The following is a 20,260-nucleotide window of genomic DNA, read 5'->3' on the forward strand; positions in this document are numbered from 1 at the left end:
TTGACGTGAGCGAAGCGTGTGCGGCTCGCTGGTTCAGTGAGCCGGGGCGGCGGTCGGGGCTCCCTCTTTGTGGGCGCAGTGCCGGCAGCGGCGTGGGCAGGGCGTTTGTGGGGATGCTGTGATGAGGCCGCTGCCGTGCAGGATGGTGGTGACTGTCTGTTCGAAGGTGCTGGTTTCGGGGATGACGGTTTCGGTGGGGACGTTGAGCAGGTCGCGGTAGGTGTACCACTGGCGCATCTCGTCGGGGGTGACGGGGATCGGTTCCGCGCGGGTGAGGTGGCGGTGGACCGTTTCGTCGTAGGACACGTCGAGGTAGAAAACGGCAAGCGGCCCCAGGTTGCGGTCGATGAGCTGGTGCAGGGCGTTGGCGTAGCGTTCGGTGTGCAGGATGCCTTCGAGGATGACGTGGTAGCCCAGGTCGAGGGCGGTGCGGGCGGTCGCGGTGATGAACGCTGGCGCTACGGGGTCGATGTGGGCGCTGTCATGTTCTCTGAGGACGACCCGGCGTAGGTGGTCCTGTTCGAGTAGGGCGATCCCGCGTCCGTAGCGGCGTCGCGCTTCTCGGGCTGCGGTCGTCTTTCCGCTTGCCGAGTTGCCGCGAACGATCACCAGGACCGGGAGCTGCGAAGGAAACTGTTCGATGCGCGACGGGTCGGCGGTCACTGCGGCACCCCCGAGGCGGGCCAGGTGACGGCAATCGTGGCGTGACGGCGGGTCACAAGCAGCTGAGATCCATCGGGTTTAGGCGGGGGTGTGCCGTTGGTATGCACGGTGATCTTCGGATCGGGGCCGTGCCTATGGCGGTGTTCCCAGACCATGATGAGGTCGAGCATGTCGGTGGTGAGGGTGTCGGCATCGGGTCCGAAGCCGTGGGCACCGAACTGCCAGGTGGTGTCGTCGATCTTCCGCATCGCGAGGTAGGCGAAGCTGTCGGCGGTGAGCAGGGTCGGGCAGACGAAGCGGTCTTGAGGGTCGACCAGGCCGGCGTACCGCTCGCGGTCTACGGCGAGAGTGCCGAAAAGCCGGGGTTGGCTGCCAAGCCACAGGTGCAGCGACTCGAAGGAGGGGCCTTCCTGCATCGTTATGGTGACCGGCGACCAGGCATCCAGCCGCGGCGATTGCAGGGCCGCGGTGAGTGCGTCCAGGCTCACCTCGGGAGTGGTGTCGTCCAGGACCACGACGACGTCGTCGCGCAGGACCAGGCGGCGGGTGGGGTTGCGTCCGTCGCCCTGCATCGACACGAACCCGCATTGCAGTGCCGCGGTGGCGAGAAGATGATCCTCGTGACGTTGCAAGGTGAGGCATCGGGTCATGCCGCGCATCCGCAGCGGCACGAGGAGAACACCCGCCGGGGCGAGTTGGTCGAGCCAGGCCGGCGGAAGGTCCGCTGTCTCCACGGTGACGATGATTGCGTCATAGGGAGCGCTGGGCTGGTGTCCGTACTCGCCGTCACCGTGTATTACCGTCACCTGTCGGTAGCCGGTACGGTTCAAGCCGGTTCGGGCGCGGTCAGTGACGTCGGAATCGATGTCGACGGTGACGACCATGCCGCTTGCGCCCACGACGTCGGCGATCAGCGCGGCGTTGTAGCCGCCGGAGCCAACTTCAAGGACCCGGGCGCCGAGCGGCAGCCCGGCCTGTTCCAGCATGTAGGCCTGTAGCCACGGCGCGGAGATCGAACTCGCCGCGCGCCCGTCTGGGCCGCGTCTGGTGATGACCGCGTCGTCGGCGTAGGCGGCGTCGATGCTGACGCTTTCGGTAGCGAACAGATGCCGCGGCACCCGGCGAAACGCCGCTTCCACCGCTAGCGAGGTGATCCTCCGGTCAGCGAGGAGCTGGTCGACGAGCCGGGCGCGGGCCTCATCGGCCGAGCTGGTGTCGAGCATGGAACCGGCCATGGTTTGACCTCCGGTGGGTGGACGTCGGTGGTATGCAGGGCATGTGCTGACAATATCGGGCGCATGTGACAAAACGCGCCGGCCATGGAGTCGCCTCCAGGAAGGCACCGGCCCTCCACCGTCGCCTTACCGAGAAGGCCGGGAGGAGCGGCCGGCTGTCAACTGAGCCTTCCGTCGCACAGGGCGTTCGGCCAATGGCAACGGGGACGCTGTCGGCGACCGCACGGTAGAGCTCGGTGAGCAGCCGGTGTGCACTATCTCCGTCGCCGGCGCAAATGTGAAGGCGGCGAGATTGACGACTGGTTCGAGGGCAAACCGGACGGTGTATCCGTTGAGGGGACGCGGTCGAAGTTATGAGGCGTACTTCACTTTGATCAAGTGCACCTGGGAGGCCACTCCCGCTGTGCTTCAGGCCGAGATGGTCGCGGAGCTGTCCCCAGCTCATCGAGGACGATGGGCAGGGTCCTCTGTACGAGGGCTTCCCCATGGCAACCAAGATCACCGAGCTTACGCTCATCGGATCTCGCCACCTGTGACGCGATCTAAGGGGTGTACTGCCTAACATTGGCAGGGCACTCGAGGTAGTCCCGGTGTTCCAGCACCTCGGAGTCGTTCTGCCGGGCTGGCCGGCGGTCGTGCCAGCAGCGTCGGGCCTTCGCCTGCAAAGGGACGTCGGCGTCGAACGGGTCCCGGATCCGGCCGACAACACAGCGGGCTCTGCCTCGGAACCCTCGGCGGGGTGGCGGACGTGGCGAAGGGGGCCGAGTTCGCTCAATTAACTTGTAATGGCGCGCTGGATCAAGTGCTCCTGCTGCAGCTGGTACCACAGCCCTCTTGAACCTTCCCTGTAGCAGCAAAGAGCGTGCTTGGTTGGGCGTGCCAGCTGATGGCGAGCACATCTCGTGCGCGGGTGGCGGCGACGAAGAGTAGGGAGCGTGCTTTCCGCTGTTCGTGCTCGTACCGCTGGGGGTCGTGGTGGCGGTAGCGCTCGACGTGCGCGCGGGGGAGGATACCGTGGCGTAGCCCAATGATGGCCAGGCGCTGGTATTCGAGTCCTTTGAACCTGTGCATCGTTCCGACGTGGATGTCTCCGTCGTCCTGGGGGCCGTCTTTGGTCAACTCGGCGCAGGTGAGCCCGCTATGGGTGGCGAGGTGATTGATGACCTGGGCAAGTTGTTCGTGGTCCGCGACGGCGACGGCGATGTGGCCGGCCGGGTCCCGGTGGGCGCCGTGTTCGTCAGTGGAGAGTTCGTCCTTCCAGGTCTTGAGCAGCGTGCCCAGGCCGAGGAGTTCCTCGTCCCAGTTGCGGTAGGCCGTGAGGATCGGTGCGGGGCCGTTCAGGACGGAGCGGTAGCTGGTGAGCTGGTCGGTGCCGTCGTCGAGGTCGTCGTAGGTTGCCTTGTCGCCCTCGGCGATGCGTGTGGCGTGCATGAGGATCTGGCGGGTGGTGCGATAGCTGAGCGTGAGCCGGGTGGAGCGGCCGCGGATGTTGATGCCGAGGGCGCCGAGGGACACCTGGTGGTCGTAGATGCGTTGGTGCGTGTCGCCGGCGATGAAGAGGTCGTTGCGTTGGGGCGCGACCATGGCGCGCAGCATCTTCCAGTGGGCGGCGCGCAGATCCTGGGCCTCATCGACCACGACGTGTCGGTACCGGTGGATGGTGGGGCGCGAGCCGGAGCTGCTGCCGGTTGGTTCGGTGGAGGTCCGCTGCTTCTCGGCTTCCGCCGCGCGGTCCATCTCGAAGCGGGCGGCCCGTTCGGCGGCCTGCCCCCAGGTCTCGACTTTGAGTTTGTCCAGCCGGGCGGTGAACTGTTCGATGAGCTTCCAGATCTGGCTGCGTTCGGGGCGGGTGAGGGCCCGGCCACGCCCGGCCCGTCGGGCCTGGAAGTAGGCGCTGCGGGTGAGTAGCGCCTGACCGAGGATGACCTGATTCCACTCGTCGACGAGGAACTCGGCGTCCCAGCGTTGCTCGTCGACCTCGACCAGAAGCTGCCGCAGCTCCGTCAGCGCCGCCTGGTCGCTGATCCGCTTCCGACGGTTGTGGTTGCCGGAGTTCTCGCCGATGACTCGCGCGGCTAACTGGTCGATGTGCATGACGTCGACCTGCTCGAGCAGCTTCGGGGCGTCGATGAGGGAGGTGAGCCGGAGCCGCAGGTCGGCGGCGAGGTTCGCGGTGAACGTGGTGAGCAGGATCCGCTCGTTGTCACCACTGAGGTGTTCGGCGAGGTACTTGACCCGGTGTAGGGCAACGACGGTCTTCCCCGTGCCAGGGCCGCCGGAGACACGGGCCGGGCCGGTGTAGTCGTGGTACGCGATCTTGTCCTGCATGGGGTGGAGGAAGAGCTTCCATCGCCGGAAGCTGCCCTCGTCGAGGGCAGCTTGGACGTGGTCGTCGATGGAGGTGACCTTGGTGCGGCTGAAGGCGGCTACGATGTCGGCGGGGTCCGGTTTCGTTTCCAGTTGGACCGGTCGGGTGACCTCTTCGAGGACCGAGTCGATGCCCATTCCGGCGGCGAGCCCGTAGAGCACGTCCTTGGACAGCAGCGGTGCGCCGGTGAGGAGCTGGTCCAGCTCCTCGTCGGTGGACACGGTCAGCGCCAGGTCGATGAGTTGCTCGGCGACGCCGAGTTCGCGGAGCTGGTCGGCGCTGTACGCGGCGAGGAGTGCTGGACGCTCCGGCACGTCGGACGGCTCCTGCGAAGGAGGCGCCGGCATGGTCGGCGTGTTTCTACCAGGCTCGGCCGGAGTGAGGGTGATACCGGCTCGTCGGAGCGCGCTGTCGCCCACGACTGCAAGGTCGACGAACTCGAGTTCGCCGGTGACGCGGTTGACGGCCACCTGGAGTTCGTCGTAGATGTCCTTGCGGTGGCGTACCGCGATGACGAGCCAGTGTTTAGTGCCCCGTTGGTCGGTCTCGATGGGGATGAGGAGTGCCCGGTAGGATTGGCTGATCTTGGCGCGGTGGATGCGTGAGTCGCCCTTGAGCTTCTTCAGGTCGAGGCTGGGCCGGTCCGGTTCCTCTCGGAAGCGGTGGCAGAAGTCGTAGAACTGGCCCTTGACTGTCCGGTCGAGCCTGTAGAGCTCTTCCTCGGCCTTGTGATGCAGGCTGAGTCGCGCGGTCATGCCTCGGAGTCTTTCATGTCGGGAAGAAGCACCACGAGCTCGTCGAGGTGTGCCAGCCACTCGGCGGCGGAGCGTAGCGTCCAGCCATTTTCGGCATACACTTCGTCGCGGCGCTGTGCGTCGTCGTCGTGAGCTGTGGGGGTTTGGACGACGGCCACCTTGATGCTCGACTCGGCCCAGGCGAAGTCGGCCTGCCAGCGGCCGGTGCCGAGTTCGTAGCCGAACACCGGCGCACGCTTGCCCAGCTCGGCCAGCCGTCGGGCAAGGACTCCGAGGTCACCACCCTGCTCGGGCTCATCCCGCAGGATGTCGAGGATGTCCTCGTCCCAGGTCGGGTCGTATTGGCCGCCGGGGTGGGGTGCGGTGCCGCTGCCCGTGGACTCGGCTGACGGCGTCGGTGTGGCGGTCGGGCCGCTGAGGGTGTCCAACTCGCCGAGCCCGCCACAGACGGTGAGCACATCGAGGTCAAACTCGGGTGCCGTGCTGTAGGCGAGCTGGACCCCGTCGCCGCCGACGAAGGAGAGGAACTGGGTGAGGTTCGTCCAGTACAGCCAGGCACGCCACCGTGCGTGGTGGGCGTCGGTGCCGAGGACGTCGTCGCGATCGTCGAGGACGGCGAGGGCCGACCAGCGTGGCTGGTCGGGGTCGGTGGCGTCCAGCGTGGTGACGATCGGTAGGCCGGTGATGTCCTGCGAGCGGAAGGCGTGCATCGTGGGGTCCGGGCTGGGGGAGGGCGGTGGCTGTGGTGGCTGGTCGGTGGTGACGCCGACGAGGTCGGTGTGAAGGGCGCGGGCGAGGTCGCTTCGCCGGTTCGTCGTGGCCACCGCTACGCTGCTCGGTGCCGCGAGTAGTCCCGTGACCATCGCTTCGACGCGGCTACCCCACCGATGGTTGTCCGGTTCCCGCAGATACGCGATCAGGGAGCCGATGGGATTGGTGAAGACCGTGTTGGCCAACTGGGCGCGTTGACCGCCGTATTGCTCGTAGGTGTTCCTGGCCAGGTCTTGAGCGGTACCGGAGTAGGGCGGCCAGACGGGCGAAGCGGTGCCCGGTCGCTGCTCGAAGTGGTCGATGTCGGCCCAGGTGATCTGGAAGACCAGGTACCCGTCGGCGCGTAGCTGCGTACGCTTCTGGGCGTCGGCCGCGATGCGGTTGTGATCCCGGCTGGCGTGGAACTGGAAGCCCTCCAGGAAGACGGTGACGGTCTGGTGCGGCCCGTCTACCCGGGTGAACGTGAAGTCGGTCCTGGTCCGGTGCAGCGGTTGCTGAGCGGTCAACCGCCAGTGGACGACGTCGGGTCCGCGGGTGAAGCGGAGGTGCCCGCTGGCGTGGCCGTCCTCGTCCAGTGAGACGTCGTCGGTCACGGTCACCCAGTCGCGGAGGGCGGCGAGGAACCGGGCCTCGAGGTCGGACTCCACCTGACGGTCCAGGCCGACCTCTCTGGTGCTGCTGACCGGCTGGGTCTGCCAGCCCTCGCCGTCGAAGAGGAGCGTTTCCATCATCCGGAGCGCGGTGGCGCGGGAGACCACGTCCTGCAACTGCTCCGGGATGTAGCGGTGTAGGCAGCGATGGCAGGCCCGTCGGTGCTCGTCTTTGCACTTGCACTCACGCAGCGCGTCGTACGCCTTGACGAGCACGTCGCGGAAGTCGTCGGCTCTGGTGAGCCGGTCCAGGTAGCCGGTGCCGCCGGGGAGGCTGTCAAAGAGTACGAGGAACCAGCGACGTTCGCCGCTTCTCCGGTCCGGCATCGAGGCGACGGTGGTGTCCAGGTGCTGTGGGTCGCCACCGAAGTGCAGGTCGACTCCCATCCGGAGGGCGGCTCGGAAGGAGTGCACCCGCGTGTCGACGTCGGCGGTCGCCGCCGGTAGCAGGATGCGTAGCGCCTCGGTCTGCAGTTGGTGTGCCAGCAGCACGGGCTCCTGGCGTACGCCGTCGGGTTTGCCCCGGCGCAGTGGGCACCACGGTCGGTGGTGTTTCAGGGCGGGGTTGCGGGCCTGGGAGGAGGTCACCGCGTCCGTGTCGTGGTCGAAGACCGGGCGTCCGTCGGCGCTGGCGGCGCCGCAGCCGGTGCAGACGTGGAACGGGTTGATGCGGACGGTGTGCCCGGCGAAGTCGTCGCGGGGTGGCGCGTCGAACCGGGCGGGCCCGACGTTGATCCGTCGGATCAGGGCCCGCCGGCAGTAGTCGATTCCGAAGGTCTGCGTCGCGTGTCGCCACGATGAGCTCGGGGCGATCTGGTCGTCGGGAAAGTCGACGGCGTCGACGACGGTGTAGAAGCGGCGGTCCCGCTCGTCCTTGTCGTCGCGGATCCGGGCGTCCTCGCGACGGTCACGGGAGGTCACCGTGGTCGGTTCGACGACCTGGAACAGGCACCCGTCATCGGCGATGTGGCCGCTGTCGCAGCGTGCGCAGGGCGTACGGTCGTTGTTCGCGTTCTCGGTGCGGATGTAGCCGCAGTCGGGACACACCCGCCAGGCGTGCCAGTCCGGTCGCCCGGCCGTGGTGATCTCCAAGCCGGTGATCTCGTGCCGGTAACCGTTGACGTAGAAGTTGTTGCCTGGTGCCAGCTCCGACAGCGCGTAGCGGCGTGGCCGTTCGTAGCTGAGCGGTTCCGAGGTGAACCGTGTCTTGCCGGTCTTGGGGTCGACGCCGTCCGGGCCGTAGAGGGTGGCGGCCAGGGTGGTGACGGTGTCCACCAGCGCGTAGTTCGGCAGCAGTCCGAGGTCACAGAGAATGTTCTGCGCCGACGTGTTGCCGATGGCGCTGAGTTGCTTGCCGAGCCCGCGCCGTTCAGCGTCGAGTTCGGCCTTCTGCTCGGCCTGCTCCGGGTCGGAGTCGTGCAACTCGTCGTGGGCTTCGCCGATCGTACGGATACGTGCCCGGATGGCATCGTACCGGCGGTGCCATTCCCGGTCGGCTTCCTCCAGGGCGGCCCGCAGGCCGTGCTGCGCGTACGCCTTCAGGTCTTGCCGCGCGTCCTCGCTCACCCCGCGCGGAAGCACATCGGCGCCGTCCTCGCCAGGGAACAGGCGGAGGAACCGCTCCACCAGTTCAGCCCCCTGCTCCATGGCCACCTCGATCAGGTCGACCAGGTAGCCGGAGGGGCCGAAGAGCGCGGGTGCCCGGTCCGGCAAGGGGCGCAGGACGACGCCGTCGACGCGCCGTAGTCGGCCGGCGGCCGCCAGGTCGAGCAGGTGCGCGAGGTACTGCCGGCGCAGGATCTCCACGGCGGACAGGTAGCAGCCGGGCGGCACGATCGCCCCGGCGATGAGCTCCTTGGGCTGGTCCAGGAAGTAGAGGTCACGCCGTGACCGATCGGGAATGGTCAGCAGGAAGGCGTTGCCGGTGCGGCGTCCGGCGCGTCCGGTCTGCTGCGCGTAGCTGGCCGGTCGGCGGGGCAGCGCGGCGAGCACTACCGCGGACAGGTCACCGATGTCGATGCCCATCTCCAGGGTCGGGGTGCAGGACAGGACGTTCGGGTTCTTGAACTCGATCACGCCGTGATGGTCGGGCTTGCGGCCCTGCTTGAACGCCCGCTCGACCTGTTCGCGCTGAGGTCGGGTGAGCATGCCGGTGTGCTCGGCGGTCACCACCTGGTAGGTGCCGGCCCGCCGGTAGAGCCGCCGGTAGTAGTCCTGCGTGTAGTCCCGGTCCCGCTGGTGCCGGCCCAGTTCCTTGGACTGGTCACCGGCCACCAGCTTGCCGATTTGGCACCGGTACGCCGGGCAGGGCTGGCCGTGCCACTGCTCCAGCAGCGACGGGTGCACCGTCTGCTCCCAGAAGCAGACCGGACAGCGGACGAACGCCTCCCGCACTTGGGCGTCGTCGAGCAACAGCGCCTCGATGTTTCCTGGTTGCAGGCCGTAGATCCGGGTGGAGGTGTCGTTCGGGGTACGCGTCGACAGCAGGCCGATCGAGGTCAGCTCGGGCAACAGCCGGCTCCAGAAGTCCGCCGCGTCGGTCCGGGGCAGGTGCAGCTGGCGATCCGCCCATCGCTCGTACCAGGAGAGGCGGCCAGCGGCGACGTCGAAGTCACTGCCGTTCTTCGGATGCTGCAGCAGGTACTTGGGTGCCGCGACCCGGCTCGGGAAGGCCCGCATGCCCGATGGCCGCTGTCCCCAGATGAAGTACCGGCTCGTTCCGGACTCGTCGATGTACTTGCTCAGCCACTTGTGTGCGACTGCGCCACGGCTGCGTAACCGTTCCAGGAGGATCCGCAGGAATCCCAGGTACGCGTCGTCGTCGACGGCTGAGATCGGCTGGTCGCCACTGCCCAGGCCCAGATGGACGTCGCGGACCAGCGCGACCGCCGCAGCCGGGTCGGGGATGCGTACGTGCGCCGCTGCGGTGCGGGTCAGTTCCAGGGTGCGCCCGTTGCGGGAGCGGAAACCAAACTCCATCAGCGCCTCGAAGGCCAGCCGTTGCCCCACCAGTTCCCAGGTGGCGAGATCGCCGCCCCGCCCCCGTCCGGACAACATCCGATCCACGCCCCTCAGCCCGTGCAGATCGGGGGGCACCACCGCGGCCAGGGTCTCCGGGTCGGTGGTCGCGGTCACCACGTCGGCGATCAGGTCGTTGAGTGCTGTCCCGGACTCCTGTCGCAGATGCGCGACGAGCAGCGCCCTCAGGGAGAAGGTGTATGACCGGTTTGCGACGAACCCGGCCCGATGCGCCGCGTCCTGGACCGAGTCGTTGAACATGAGGGTCTTGTCCTCGTACAGCTCCTTGTCCAGCTCTCCGGCGGTGAACAGTTGGGTGGTCGCCGCCGCGGCCAGGGCGGCCGCGCCGGTGCCCAGGAACCGGATCGCGTTGCGTTCCCCGCAGGCGGGGCACCAGTCTTCCGCCGCTGCGGTGTTCGCTGTCGACCCGAGGTTGACCAGGATGAACGCGGAGTCGCGTGCGGTCAGCGCCGGCTCGCCTGTACGCCCGTAGTCGCTGGCCGGGTCCGGCAGCCGTAGCCGTTGCCGGACGGCGTCCAGCACCATCAGCGTGCCGCCGGGCCCCTGCTGCGCTGCCGAGCCCTTGCGGGTGTGCCGCCCCGCGCCGGTGAGCACGTTCTGGCCGGCGCCCTCGGTCGCCTCCCGGTCGGTCGCGGCGATCAGGTAGCGGACCCGCACCTTGTCCTGGCCGACCGACGCACGGCGAATCTTGTAGCTGTCGAACTGGACGTCCCGGTCGTCGCTTTCCGGTGAGAAGACGGCCCAGCCGGAGCGGCCGCAGTCCCGGCAGTAGACCGCCGGCAGGAACAGGTTCGCCAGTTGGCCGGCCGTGGCGGTGGTGACGGGCACCGTTGCGGCGCCGGCGTTCACGTCGCGGGTGCCGGCTACATCCCAACGGAACTCCGCCTTCGGCCACGGAAGCACCCCCCGCAGGAGCCGGGTGACCGCCCGGGCCCACTGGTGCACCTCGACGTGTACCAGGGGTCGTGGCTCGCCGGGCCGGGAGTCGGGGTCTCTCGCGTGCGACAGCAACGCCACGAATCGGGCGAGCGCCTCCGCTGCTTTCTCCGGCTGCCGGGTGATCGTCGCCGACCAGCTCTGCGCTCCTGCCCGCCACATCAGCCGGAGCACCTCGGCCCCAGTCTTCACCTCCCCGCCGAGGGCGATCAGTAGTGCCCTGGTGAACAGGTGCTTCTTCAGCCGCCGGCCCAGTTCGATGGGCTCCAGGGTGTCGACTCCGGTGATCGCGTTGGCCAGGAGCAGCAGCGCGGCGTCACCGGTCGTCGGGTCGGGCAGCGCCAGCAACTCGTCCGGCGACGGAGTCGGCTGCGGATCGATCGCTTCGAGGGGGATGAAGTCGTCGACGGTGAGCCGGTCCTCACCGATGACCGCCTCGGCGGTGAACTCGGTGCCGAACACCGCCGTCGCCACCTTCAGGAGGTCGGGGGTGCTGCTCGGGTCGGTGACGGAGGCGAGGGTCGCCGAGGTCGCTACCGGGCAGATGCCGCCCAGGGGGCGGTCTTCTTCGTCGACGCCGACCACGGCGGCCAGTCGACGCAGCAGCATCGCCACGTCGGTGCCCTGAGCCCCGTCGTAGGAGTGGAACTCGTCGACCACCACGTAGCGGATCTGCGCATCCTGCCACAGCGGCGCGTCGTCGATCCGCTGCAGCAGCAGGTCCAGCATCTTGTAGTTGGTGATCAGGATGTCCGGCGGGGTCAGCTGCATGTCCGACCGGCGGGTGTGGACGCGCTCGTACGAGATGGCGGCCCGGTCGCCAATGTAGAGGCCGGCCGTCACGTTGCCGAGGTCGTCGCGGTGCCCGATGAGCAGTTCGTTGATCCGTTGCGCCTGGTCAGTGGCGAGCGCGTTCATCGGATACAGGAAGACCGCTTTCACGCCGGCCCGACCGGACTCGCGTTCCCGCCGGCAGTGGTCCAACACCGGGTACAGGAACGCTTCGGTCTTACCCGATCCGGTGCCGGTGGTCACCAGCGTCGGCTGTGGCACATTTCCGTTGGCGGTGGTCAGCCGGGCGAACGCTCGCGCCTGATGCGCGTACGGCGTCCAGCCCTTCCGACGCCACTCCAGATGCCGTTCCCAACTCGAATCCGCCATGGTGAAGGGAGTCCGGATCCGCAGGTACGGGCCACGGAACATGCCTGAGGTCTCGTCGCCGAGGAACCGGTGCAGCGCCTCCCGGGCACCCTCGTCGGCGAGTGCGTAGGTGGTCGAGAGGTACTGAAGCAGGCTTTCCTTGAGCCCGCGCGCCTGCAGGGTCGGCCTCATTCGGTCGTCGCCTTCCGCGTTGCCGGATCCCACTCACCACGCGCGATCGCCGCATCCAGGCGGGCCTGAAACACCGCGTGCGCCGCCCGCATCTCCGTCTCGCGGTCGGCCTTGTGGAACGGGGGCGTGTAGCCGACCGGCGGCGATACCGTCTTCGGCTCGGACCTGTCGTTCCGGTACGCCTCGAACTGCGCCCAGCTCTCCTTGGTTTGCCGCTGGCCGATGGTCCGGGCGTTCCCGGCGAGCTTCCATCCGTCCGCGTCGAACCAGGTCACCGCCTCGTACTTCTGCAGCACAGGGAAGCGGCCCCGGTAGGCGGCGATCAGCGCGTCGACGCTCATGCCGAGCCAGACCGCTACCAGGGCGTCGATCTCGACCAGCGCCGCGCGCCGGGCCCGTTCGGTCCGCAACGGCGTGGCGGGCGTCCATTCCGGCTCGGTCTCCGCCAAGGGTGGCAAACCCGGCCATTCACATGCCCACGCCTCGGTATCACGCCAGCCCGGGTCGTGCAGTTCCGCCCACAGATCGGCGTACGCCGAGGTCAGGCAGTTCAGCCGCAGCGTACGAATCAGCAAGGCTGAGGTGAGGGGATGATCCGGCGACGGAGCCGGGAGTTTGCCCGCCCGGCCGACATCCAGATGACCCGTTCCCGTGATTCGCAGCAGGTAGTCGATCGGGATGGACGCCCACATTCCCGAGAGCAGAGCAGTTGTGCGGTTACCCATCAACGATGCGCTGCGAACGCCGTGGGTATGGGCTGGTCCTGGTGGGATGATTGCGTTGTACAAGCTGCGCTCGGTGTTAGGCGCGACCATTTCTCGCCACGCTAACCGGTAGAAGTAAACGTAGGGGCGTCGGGAGCGTTTCACGAGTACCCCGTCGATCTTGTCAGCCGGCACATCTGCCTCTGGGATTCCGGAGGTTTCCGAGATCCAAGAGCGCGCATCGGCGATCGCGTTCTCGCTGGCCCTTAGTCGTGTCAGCTCGACGTGATCGATCCACGGGTCGTGGGCTTCGTGATACGCCGCGTCGCGTCCGGGGCTCATCACATATTGGGTATCGGGGATGAAGTCGGGTGGCAGGCTGACCAGGTCGATGCCATAGGGATCGTTGCTGTTCGCGTCGTGCCGCTTGAAGATCGGGGTCGCCGTGCTCAACTGCGTTCCCTTGAGGATGACCTCTTCCCAGCTTGTCGGCTGATGCTCGCGACCGGTCACGGGGTCGATCCGGTTGTAGTCGATCAGGTTTGCCTTCTTCGCGCCGGATTCGTGAAATCCAGGCGAGACCTGCGGGTCTAGAGAGCCCAGCCGGAGCGGGTAGGCGGCAAGGGCCTCGATCGCGGCGGCCTCGGCGGTGCTGACCGGGAACAGCAGGCGCGCCTGGGACAGTGGCCGGTGCTCCTCGTCGAGCAGCCGTCGCCAGACGGCAAGCACCTCCTCGTCCACGGTGACGACCCGAGTTCGGTGAGGGCGCTCGTCGAACTCGCGGTTCTGGTAGCGGATACCCGGCACCTCACCGGAGCCGTCATGGTCGCGCGACAGCCGCAACGCGTCAGCCGACACCAGCCAGGAGAGGTGGTCAAAGCGGATCTCTCTCGCTTGTCCGTAGACGTGTATCCCGAAGTGGGCGGTGTCGCCGACCGGGCGTGGGAAGAAGCGCTGGCCGGAGTTGACGAAGTCGCCGTGGATGCGCAGTCGGCGGTAGGCGGCCTCCCGCAGCGGCCCCTCCTTCTCGCCAGAGAAGTGGGTGTCGGGGTGCAGCATTCCGACCGTTCCCCGCTGGGACGTGTGGGCCCACACCTGACACATGAAGGCCCGGTAGAGGTCAGGCTGGGTGCCCGTCAGGAGGGGATAGAACTGCGACGAGCCCAGCATTGCCACCGCTGCGCTGGTGCCGGTCAGTTCGCCGAGCACGTAACGCTTCACGGCCGGCTCCTGGAGGAGATCTCGGCGACGTCGTTCCTTCTCGGCCTCGGACGGCCGGTCGGCGAGTTCGAACCAGGGTTCGTGCTCGGCCAGGACGGCGTCGGCATCCCATCGTGGCCGCACCCACGGTGGGTTGCCGACCTGGAGGTCGAAGCCGCCTCGATTGGCGAAGATCAGCGCGAACTCCAGCTCCCAGTGCAGGAAGCCCTGCCGGTCTGCTATGTCCCGGACTACCCGCAGCCACGGGAACCGTTGTTCTGGAGGTGTCAGGTCCATCCGCATCTCAAGGACGAGCCACTTCTCGAAGTCCCGGAGCTGTTCGAGGCTCTCGAAGGAGTCGATCACAGTGCCGCCCGGCACGTCCGCGGTGCCGAGCATTGCTTCGAGGAAGTCGAGCCAGTCGCCGAGATTCTTGAGGGGAATGGCCCGTCGCAGCGGGACGGCTCGGGACTTCGCGGGCTTCTTTGCCTCTGCTCGGGGCTTCGAGACGGGCGGCTGCGGATCGGACAGCCCCCAGCCGACCTCGTCCAGGGTCGTCTGCTCACCGTCGACAGCGAAGAGCGCCTGCTGGAAATTTGGCAGCCCGTTGGTCGGGATCAGCGGCGGGGACGTCGCCCTGTCCGTGTCTACCGTCCGGGCGACGGGCTCCGGGAGCGCGAGCGCCTCGCTCTCCGGGGCCACCGCGCCGACCAGGTCCGCGAGGCTGCCCTGGACGGCGGGGTCGAGGGGCAGGTACTCGTCGTGCGTGCCGTCGAGCAGATCGACCTGGTCAGCGGGCCAGAACCAGAGCGCGCACCAGGCGTCCATCACCATTTTGAGCCGCCAGTACGGCGTGTCGACGGCTTCGAAGAGATCCTCCAGCACCTTTTCCTTCGGCGCCGGACTCTCGGGCTGCCGGATGAAGGCGAACTCGGGATCGTTCGGGTCAGCCGCCCAGATCGGGATTTGCCGGGCGATGTCCCGTTCGGAGAGTTCCATTCGCTTGACGACGACGGACCAGAGAAACTCGGCGCGCCGGGCTGCGTCGCGTAGCCGCGTGTACTGGGAAGGCCGCTCCGGCTTCGGTTGCCTGGTGCGGGGGTTGAGCTTCGGTGTGCCGTCCGGGTTCAGGTGCGCCGTGCTTCGCGTGGGCCGTTGGAGGATGCCCTTCTTCCAGACGGCAAGGTCCGACGTCTGCTTGGTGGCGAGTTTCTTGGCCTCGATGGAGCCGGCAACCGCCCCCCAGCCCGGTGCGGGCAGCAGGAACTGGTGCACGGTGTCCTGTGGTAGCGCCTGGGGCTGACCGTCCTCGTCGCGCATCGGCAGCGGTGTCGGCGGCAGGCCCCCCTTGGCCTTCAGCCACTCCTTCGCCGGCGACCAGATGTCGTCGGCGAAGAAGACGGCGCGACGGGCGCCGATGATCGAGTTCCCGCGACGCAGGTGCAGGCCGAACCATGGGGCGCGCATGCCGGGGTGCATGGTGTTGAGCCACAGCGACACCTCAGCCAGCTCGACACCAGTGTCGTTGAGGTCGACGCCGTAGGCGTTGTGCAGGGCGATGTACGCCTTGACGCGTTGCTTCTCGGTCAGCACGTCTGCGGACGGGATCGAGCGTTGCAGCTCGTCCTGACGGCGGCGTAGGTACTCCTCGGCGACCTGGTTGATCGCCTCGTTGAGGAACGCGCCGGAGCCGAGCGCCGGCTCACAGAGCTTGTACGAGAGCAGCTCGGCCGCCCGGGTCTTGATCACGTTGCCATCGGCATCGCGCTCCTGGTCGAGGCGCTCCTTGAGCGCCAGCTCGACGGTGACCCTGGTCAGCGACTCGGGTGTGTAGTAGGAGGCGGAGGTCTCCCGGTCACGTCCGGCGAGCCGGTAGACGAAGGAGCCCTTGTTGTACTTCTTTACGCCGCGCAGACCGCGTGGGGCGTCCTCTTCGCCGTAGTGGACCAGGCTCTTGTCGGGGTAGTCCTGCTGGCGGTGCGCGGGAATGAGCCAGGACCCCTGCTCGGGGTCGCCGCTGCGGGCGACCTCGCACAGTTCCTCGTCGGCGATGATGCCGGTGTAGGACATGAGGCCCTCGTAGACGGCGCCGAGCTGGTTGATGCCGAGGTTGCGGTAGGAGACGAAGCCGCCGCGCTGGCCCCGCTTGCCTTTCTTCATGGTGAGCAGGCGCAGCACCTCGTGCAGGGCCTTGTTGCGTAGCCGAAGGTCTAGCCAGCGCGGGTTGGTCTCGTCGTCGCTACGGGGGTCGAGGACTCCGGTGCCGATCAGGCGGATGGCCTTGGGGTCGAAGAGTTGGCTGCGGAGGGCTTCGAAGCGCAGGCCGTGGTCCTCGCTGCGACGGGCGACCTTCTCCTTGCGGGTCGCTTCGTCGTCGCCGGGCTGATCGTCATCGGGTTCCGTGCCGTATCCCCGATGCCCGTAGTTGACCTTGTTAAACAGCAGGTGCAGGGAGAGGTAGAGGTGAAAGCCCTGCTTTGCCTCCTCGTCGACCAGCTCCTCGTCGCGGGCGACCAGCTCCCGGAGCCGGGCCATCGAATAGCCGCTCTCGTAGCTGCCGTCATCCGCGGGCAGGATGCCCAGCTCGGGGCGAGCCTCCGCGTACAGCAGGAACAGGATGCGGTAGAGGTAACGCAGGCATTCGCGGGTGAGTTCGCGGGCGAACGGAAGCTTCGAGCCCTGAATGTCGACGGGGCGTACGTTGTTGGCCGGCTCCGCCATCCGCTGTAGCACCTCGTTGGCGATGATCTCGACGGAGCGCTGCAGGCCGTGGCGTAGGTCTTTGTCGACACCGACGGCATTCGTGCTGGACTTCTTCAACAGCTCGTCGATCCCCGGCGAGCGGTCGTTGTCGCCGGGCCGGAGCATCTCGTGGCTGAACAGGGCGGCGATGGTAGCGAGCTCGCCGGTCTGGGACCGGTCGTAACGCTCCAACGCGGCGTCGAGGTTGGCGGCCAGGTAACGGCCTTCGGCCCAGGTGTACCGGTCGGCGAGGATGATCACGCCGCCGTGTAACAGGAGGATGAATCGGGGGTGGGAGCCGTCGGGACCGCCGATGGTGCCCTGGAACAGCCACGAGGCCAGGGCCGCGCCGGTGTCGTACCGTTCGGTGCCGCTGACCCGCAGCGGGCGGAGCAGCCGTCCGGCACCGACGGGGTCGAGAGCGGCGTCGTTGGTGGCGGTCCAGCCGCAATCGAGGGCCAGGATGCCGTCACCGTGGAAGGCGACGGTCACCGCATGCTTGCGACCTGCCCGGTGCACGACGATCTCAGCTGGTGCCGCCTGGTGGCCGAGCGCCCGGAGAACGTCCTGATGCCAGTCGGTGAGCCGCTTGCACCACTGCGGGTTGTCGTAGGTGGCCAGCCAGGGGGGTCCGTCCTCGTCCGATTCGGCTGAGGCGGCGAAGTACCGGCGCCCATCCTCGTCGAGGTAGACGCCGCGCAGCGAGCGGACCATCTCACGCGGGGTCCTACGCGGATCGTTCCTGTCGGTTTCCCGGGTTGTCCAGGTGGTGAAAATGCCCTTCTTGAGGTCGGTGCTCAGCTCCTCCGCGACGTAATGCGCCGAGAGATACTCACCGCGGTTGGTGAACGTGTCGTAGACCGCGCTCATTGCTCTCCTGCCCCCGTCTGCCCGGTGAGCGGTTCCAGGACGGCCAGCAGCCGCATCATCGGCGCACCGACGGACTCCAGCGAGGCCACCATCTGACGCAGCCGTTCGGCGGTCGAGTCGACCTGGTGTCGACTGGCCGGCGGACCGGCGAAGAGGGCCTCCTGATGCCAGCGGCTGACCCGTCTGCGGTACGGCTCCAGCGCCTGTTCGATGTCGCGGCGGTAGTCGCCCTCGATTGTGCTGATGTGCCGCCGGGCCTCGTCAATCGCGGCCGGTACCAGCTTCCTCAGCCCTGCCAGGTCACGCGGTACGGCGCGCGCCGGCATCCGCGGTCCAAGACCGTAGCGGCCGAGCAGCTCCGGGGTCAGCGTCACCGTGACCGCGTCGGACGGCAGCCCGGTGACCGCCATCCACTCCACGATCGTGGGTCGACCGAGTTTGTTCGACGCGATGCCCTGCACGAGGAACACCGGCTCGGGTACGTCGGCGGCCAAGACCGGCGCCTCGTGACGGCCGATTTCCACGAGCACCTTGTCGGTCAACCACTCCAGCACCGGGTGCACGTCCGTCACGTACGAGACGGTCGGCCACTGGGTGTCGGAGCTCTCCCGTGCCGCCGTCAACCGCCTCTCGGCGAGCTGTTTGGAGAAGGTGATCCGGAGGCGCCCGGGGTGGTCACGCCCCGGCAGGATTTGCTGCTCCTTTAGGTACGACTGAGGCAACGACCGCAGCCGGTAGAGCAGGTCCGGCGGCGGCTCGAACGCGATGGTCCCGTCGTCGTCGCGGTACAGCGAAAGCTGGTCCTCGGGGTTGGGTCGGCAGACCAGCCGCAATCCCTCCTCGAAGTACTGCGCCGTCGAGGCGAAGAGCGTCAGCACCTCGGCCTGGCGCACCTCGGGACGCTCGGGAACCGCGCCGACCTGACCGACAAGCTGGGCGAGGAACGCGGTGTTGCTCTGCCGTGACGTGGCAATCGACTGCTCGATGGTCCGGCCCGCCGCCAGGTCCTTGATGAAGCGGTTCTCTTCCTCTCTCGCCCGGAACAGGCCACTCGACGCCTCGGCTGAGCCGTCGATCTTGTGCGCCTGCTCTTCCCGGGCCAGCAACTTTTCACCGACCAGACGGTCGTCCAGGGTGCGAGGCTGCCCGCTCTCCGGGTCGGTGCGCCAGGGCAAATCGCAGGTGAGAACGACGGCACGGATCTGCGGAGAGCGCGACTGCCCGTACCGGTCGATCCGGCCGTTACGCTGCTCGATCCGGATCAACGACCACGGCAGGTCGTAGTGGATGAGATGGTGGCACTGCTGATGGAGGTTGACACCCTCGGAGGCGATGTCCCCGGTGAACAGCAGCCGTACCGGATCGTCGCGCAGGCCGAACCGCTCCACGAACTCCTGTTGTTGCTCCTCGGACGTGGCGTCGCGGTGCATCACCTGCGCCACCCCGCCGAAGGCCAGCCACGGCCTGCGCCTGTCCTTCGTCGCGCCGTGAGCGAAGCCGAGGGCGGCGGGTACGGCTCCGGCCAGCCAGGTCAGGGTCGGGATCCGCTCCGAGAAGATCACGACCCGGGTCTCCGAGCCGGGGCCGACCCCGATCGTTCTGAGGTACTCCACCAGCGCGGCGAGCTTCGCGGAGTCCTGGTCGGTGATCGCCGCGGCGAGAGCCCGGAGACGGCTCAACGCGTCATGCTCCGCACTTCGCGTCTCGTCCGTGACGCGTCGATCCACGGAATGCTTGGTCGCATGTCTCCCAGAACTGTCGGCAGGTGGGCCGCCGACGGTTTTCAGCCGCGTGTCGATGGTCGCCAGCAGCGCCAGGTGCGAAGAGAGGAACGACTTCAACAACTGGTACGGCACGAGCGGCGCGGTGCTCACCGAGGTGCCACCCTCGGCGGGGATCCACCGCTCGATCAACTCCGCGAAAACCCTGGCTTCGGCATCACTGGCAGGCGCGGCAATCGACAGCGAAGGGCCACGTTCGGCCCAGGCGCCGGTGAGGCTGTCACGCACCTCCGGCGAGGTCTTCGTCCGTCGGATGTACAGATGCTCCAGGTCGGCGACGTCATACCTGGCCGGGTCGGCGATCGCCGCCTCGTCGAGCATCCGGATGAGTTCGGCGAACGACTCCGGCTTGCCGTTGTGCGGGGTGGCCGAGGCGAGGACCAAGGCGTCGGTCTTGCGGGCGAGCAGCTTTGCGAGCTGGTTGTTCTGCGTACCCCGATTGAGGAGGTTGTGTGATTCGTCGATCACCACCGCGTCCCAGTCGGTGCGCTCCAGGTGATGGGCGTAGACGTCGCTCTTCAACGTGTCGACCGAGATGATCGCCCGTTTGAAGTAGGCGAACGGGTTACGTCCAGCGGGGATCTCCCGTTGCAGCCGCTGGATGCCGGTCGAGTCGAGCCGCACCAGCGGGATGGCGAACCGCGTCCACAGCTCCCGCTGGAACTGCTCCAGGATGTTCTGCGGAGTGACCACCAGGATCCGCTCACCACGCCCGCGCCGGATCAGCTCGGCCAGCAGAATGCCGATCTCCAGCGTCTTACCCAGGCCGACCACGTCCGCAATCAAAATCCGCGGTTGGGGGTTCCTCATCGACAGGGCCAGTTCGGCCGGCCGTAGCTGATGTGTCTGCTGGTTCATCACGAAGCCGTCCGCCAACGCCAGACCACGTTCGGTCTGCGGCAGGGCTGTCCTGCGGAACACCGCCTCCAGGAACAGCCGCCCCCGCCGGTGGTTCGGCGAGTCGTCTCCGACCAGCCTGGTGTCCTGAGGGTCGAGGATCCGGATGTCGTCGAGGCGGTCGTAGAAGACCGCCTCCACGCCCCGGACGAACGACGACACCCCGGTGACCTCGACCATCCACGAATCCCGGGCGGTGTAGGTGCACTTACGGACCAGCCACTGCGCGTCCCGCACCTCAACCTGCGACCCCGGAGGGAATCCAGCCGACGCACGTCCCCCGCCGCCTGCGGGCCCGGCCTCGATACTCACCCTCG

6 protein-coding genes are annotated in these 20,260 nt (G+C 67.7%); all 6 read right to left on the reverse strand.

Annotated elements, in window-relative coordinates; translation table 11 throughout:
• Window positions 1-33 precede the first annotated feature (33 nt).
• The gene (locus tag ACPXCB_RS19840; protein ID WP_425877118.1) at window positions 34-663 is read right to left on the reverse strand and encodes an AAA family ATPase; all 630 of its coding nucleotides are present in this window, start codon (window positions 661-663) and stop codon (window positions 34-36) included.
• Entirely contained in the window at window positions 660-1,898 is a 1,239-nt protein-coding gene (gene fxlM, locus ACPXCB_RS19845; RefSeq protein WP_425877119.1) for a methyltransferase, FxLD system, read from the reverse strand. The genes ACPXCB_RS19840 and fxlM overlap by 4 nt, the downstream gene beginning before the upstream one ends.
• A gap of 798 nt (window positions 1,899-2,696) precedes the next feature.
• The gene (locus ACPXCB_RS19850) at window positions 2,697-5,021 is read right to left on the reverse strand and encodes a UvrD-helicase domain-containing protein (RefSeq protein ID WP_425877120.1); all 2,325 of its coding nucleotides are present in this window, start codon (window positions 5,019-5,021) and stop codon (window positions 2,697-2,699) included.
• Window positions 5,018-11,749, reverse strand: a complete 6,732-nt coding sequence (locus ACPXCB_RS19855) for a DEAD/DEAH box helicase (protein ID WP_425877121.1) — start codon at window positions 11,747-11,749, stop codon at window positions 5,018-5,020. The genes ACPXCB_RS19850 and ACPXCB_RS19855 overlap by 4 nt, the downstream gene beginning before the upstream one ends.
• The gene (locus ACPXCB_RS19860) at window positions 11,746-17,265 is read right to left on the reverse strand and encodes a class I SAM-dependent DNA methyltransferase (protein ID WP_425877122.1); all 5,520 of its coding nucleotides are present in this window, start codon (window positions 17,263-17,265) and stop codon (window positions 11,746-11,748) included. The genes ACPXCB_RS19855 and ACPXCB_RS19860 overlap by 4 nt, the downstream gene beginning before the upstream one ends.
• Window positions 17,262-20,255: an SNF2-related protein gene (locus ACPXCB_RS19865; protein ID WP_425877123.1), complete on the reverse strand. Its 2,994-nt coding sequence runs from the start codon at window positions 20,253-20,255 to the stop codon at window positions 17,262-17,264. The genes ACPXCB_RS19860 and ACPXCB_RS19865 overlap by 4 nt, the downstream gene beginning before the upstream one ends.
• Window positions 20,256-20,260: the final 5 nt, after the last annotated feature.

This window comes from Micromonospora sp. DT62 (assembly GCF_049847285.1).
GTDB classification, from domain to species: Bacteria; Actinomycetota; Actinomycetes; order Mycobacteriales; family Micromonosporaceae; genus Micromonospora; species Micromonospora reichwaldensis.

Excerpts from the sequence above, each read along its gene's own strand:
- fxlM (WP_425877119.1), bottom strand. The coding sequence starts at position 1,898 with ATGGCCGGTTCCATGCTCGACACCAGCTCGGCCGATGAGGCCCGCGCC.
- ACPXCB_RS19850 (WP_425877120.1), bottom strand. The coding sequence starts at position 5,021 with ATGACCGCGCGACTCAGCCTGCATCACAAGGCCGAGGAAGAGCTCTAC.
- ACPXCB_RS19855 (WP_425877121.1), bottom strand. The coding sequence starts at position 11,749 with ATGAGGCCGACCCTGCAGGCGCGCGGGCTCAAGGAAAGCCTGCTTCAG.
- ACPXCB_RS19860 (WP_425877122.1), bottom strand. The coding sequence starts at position 17,265 with ATGAGCGCGGTCTACGACACGTTCACCAACCGCGGTGAGTATCTCTCG.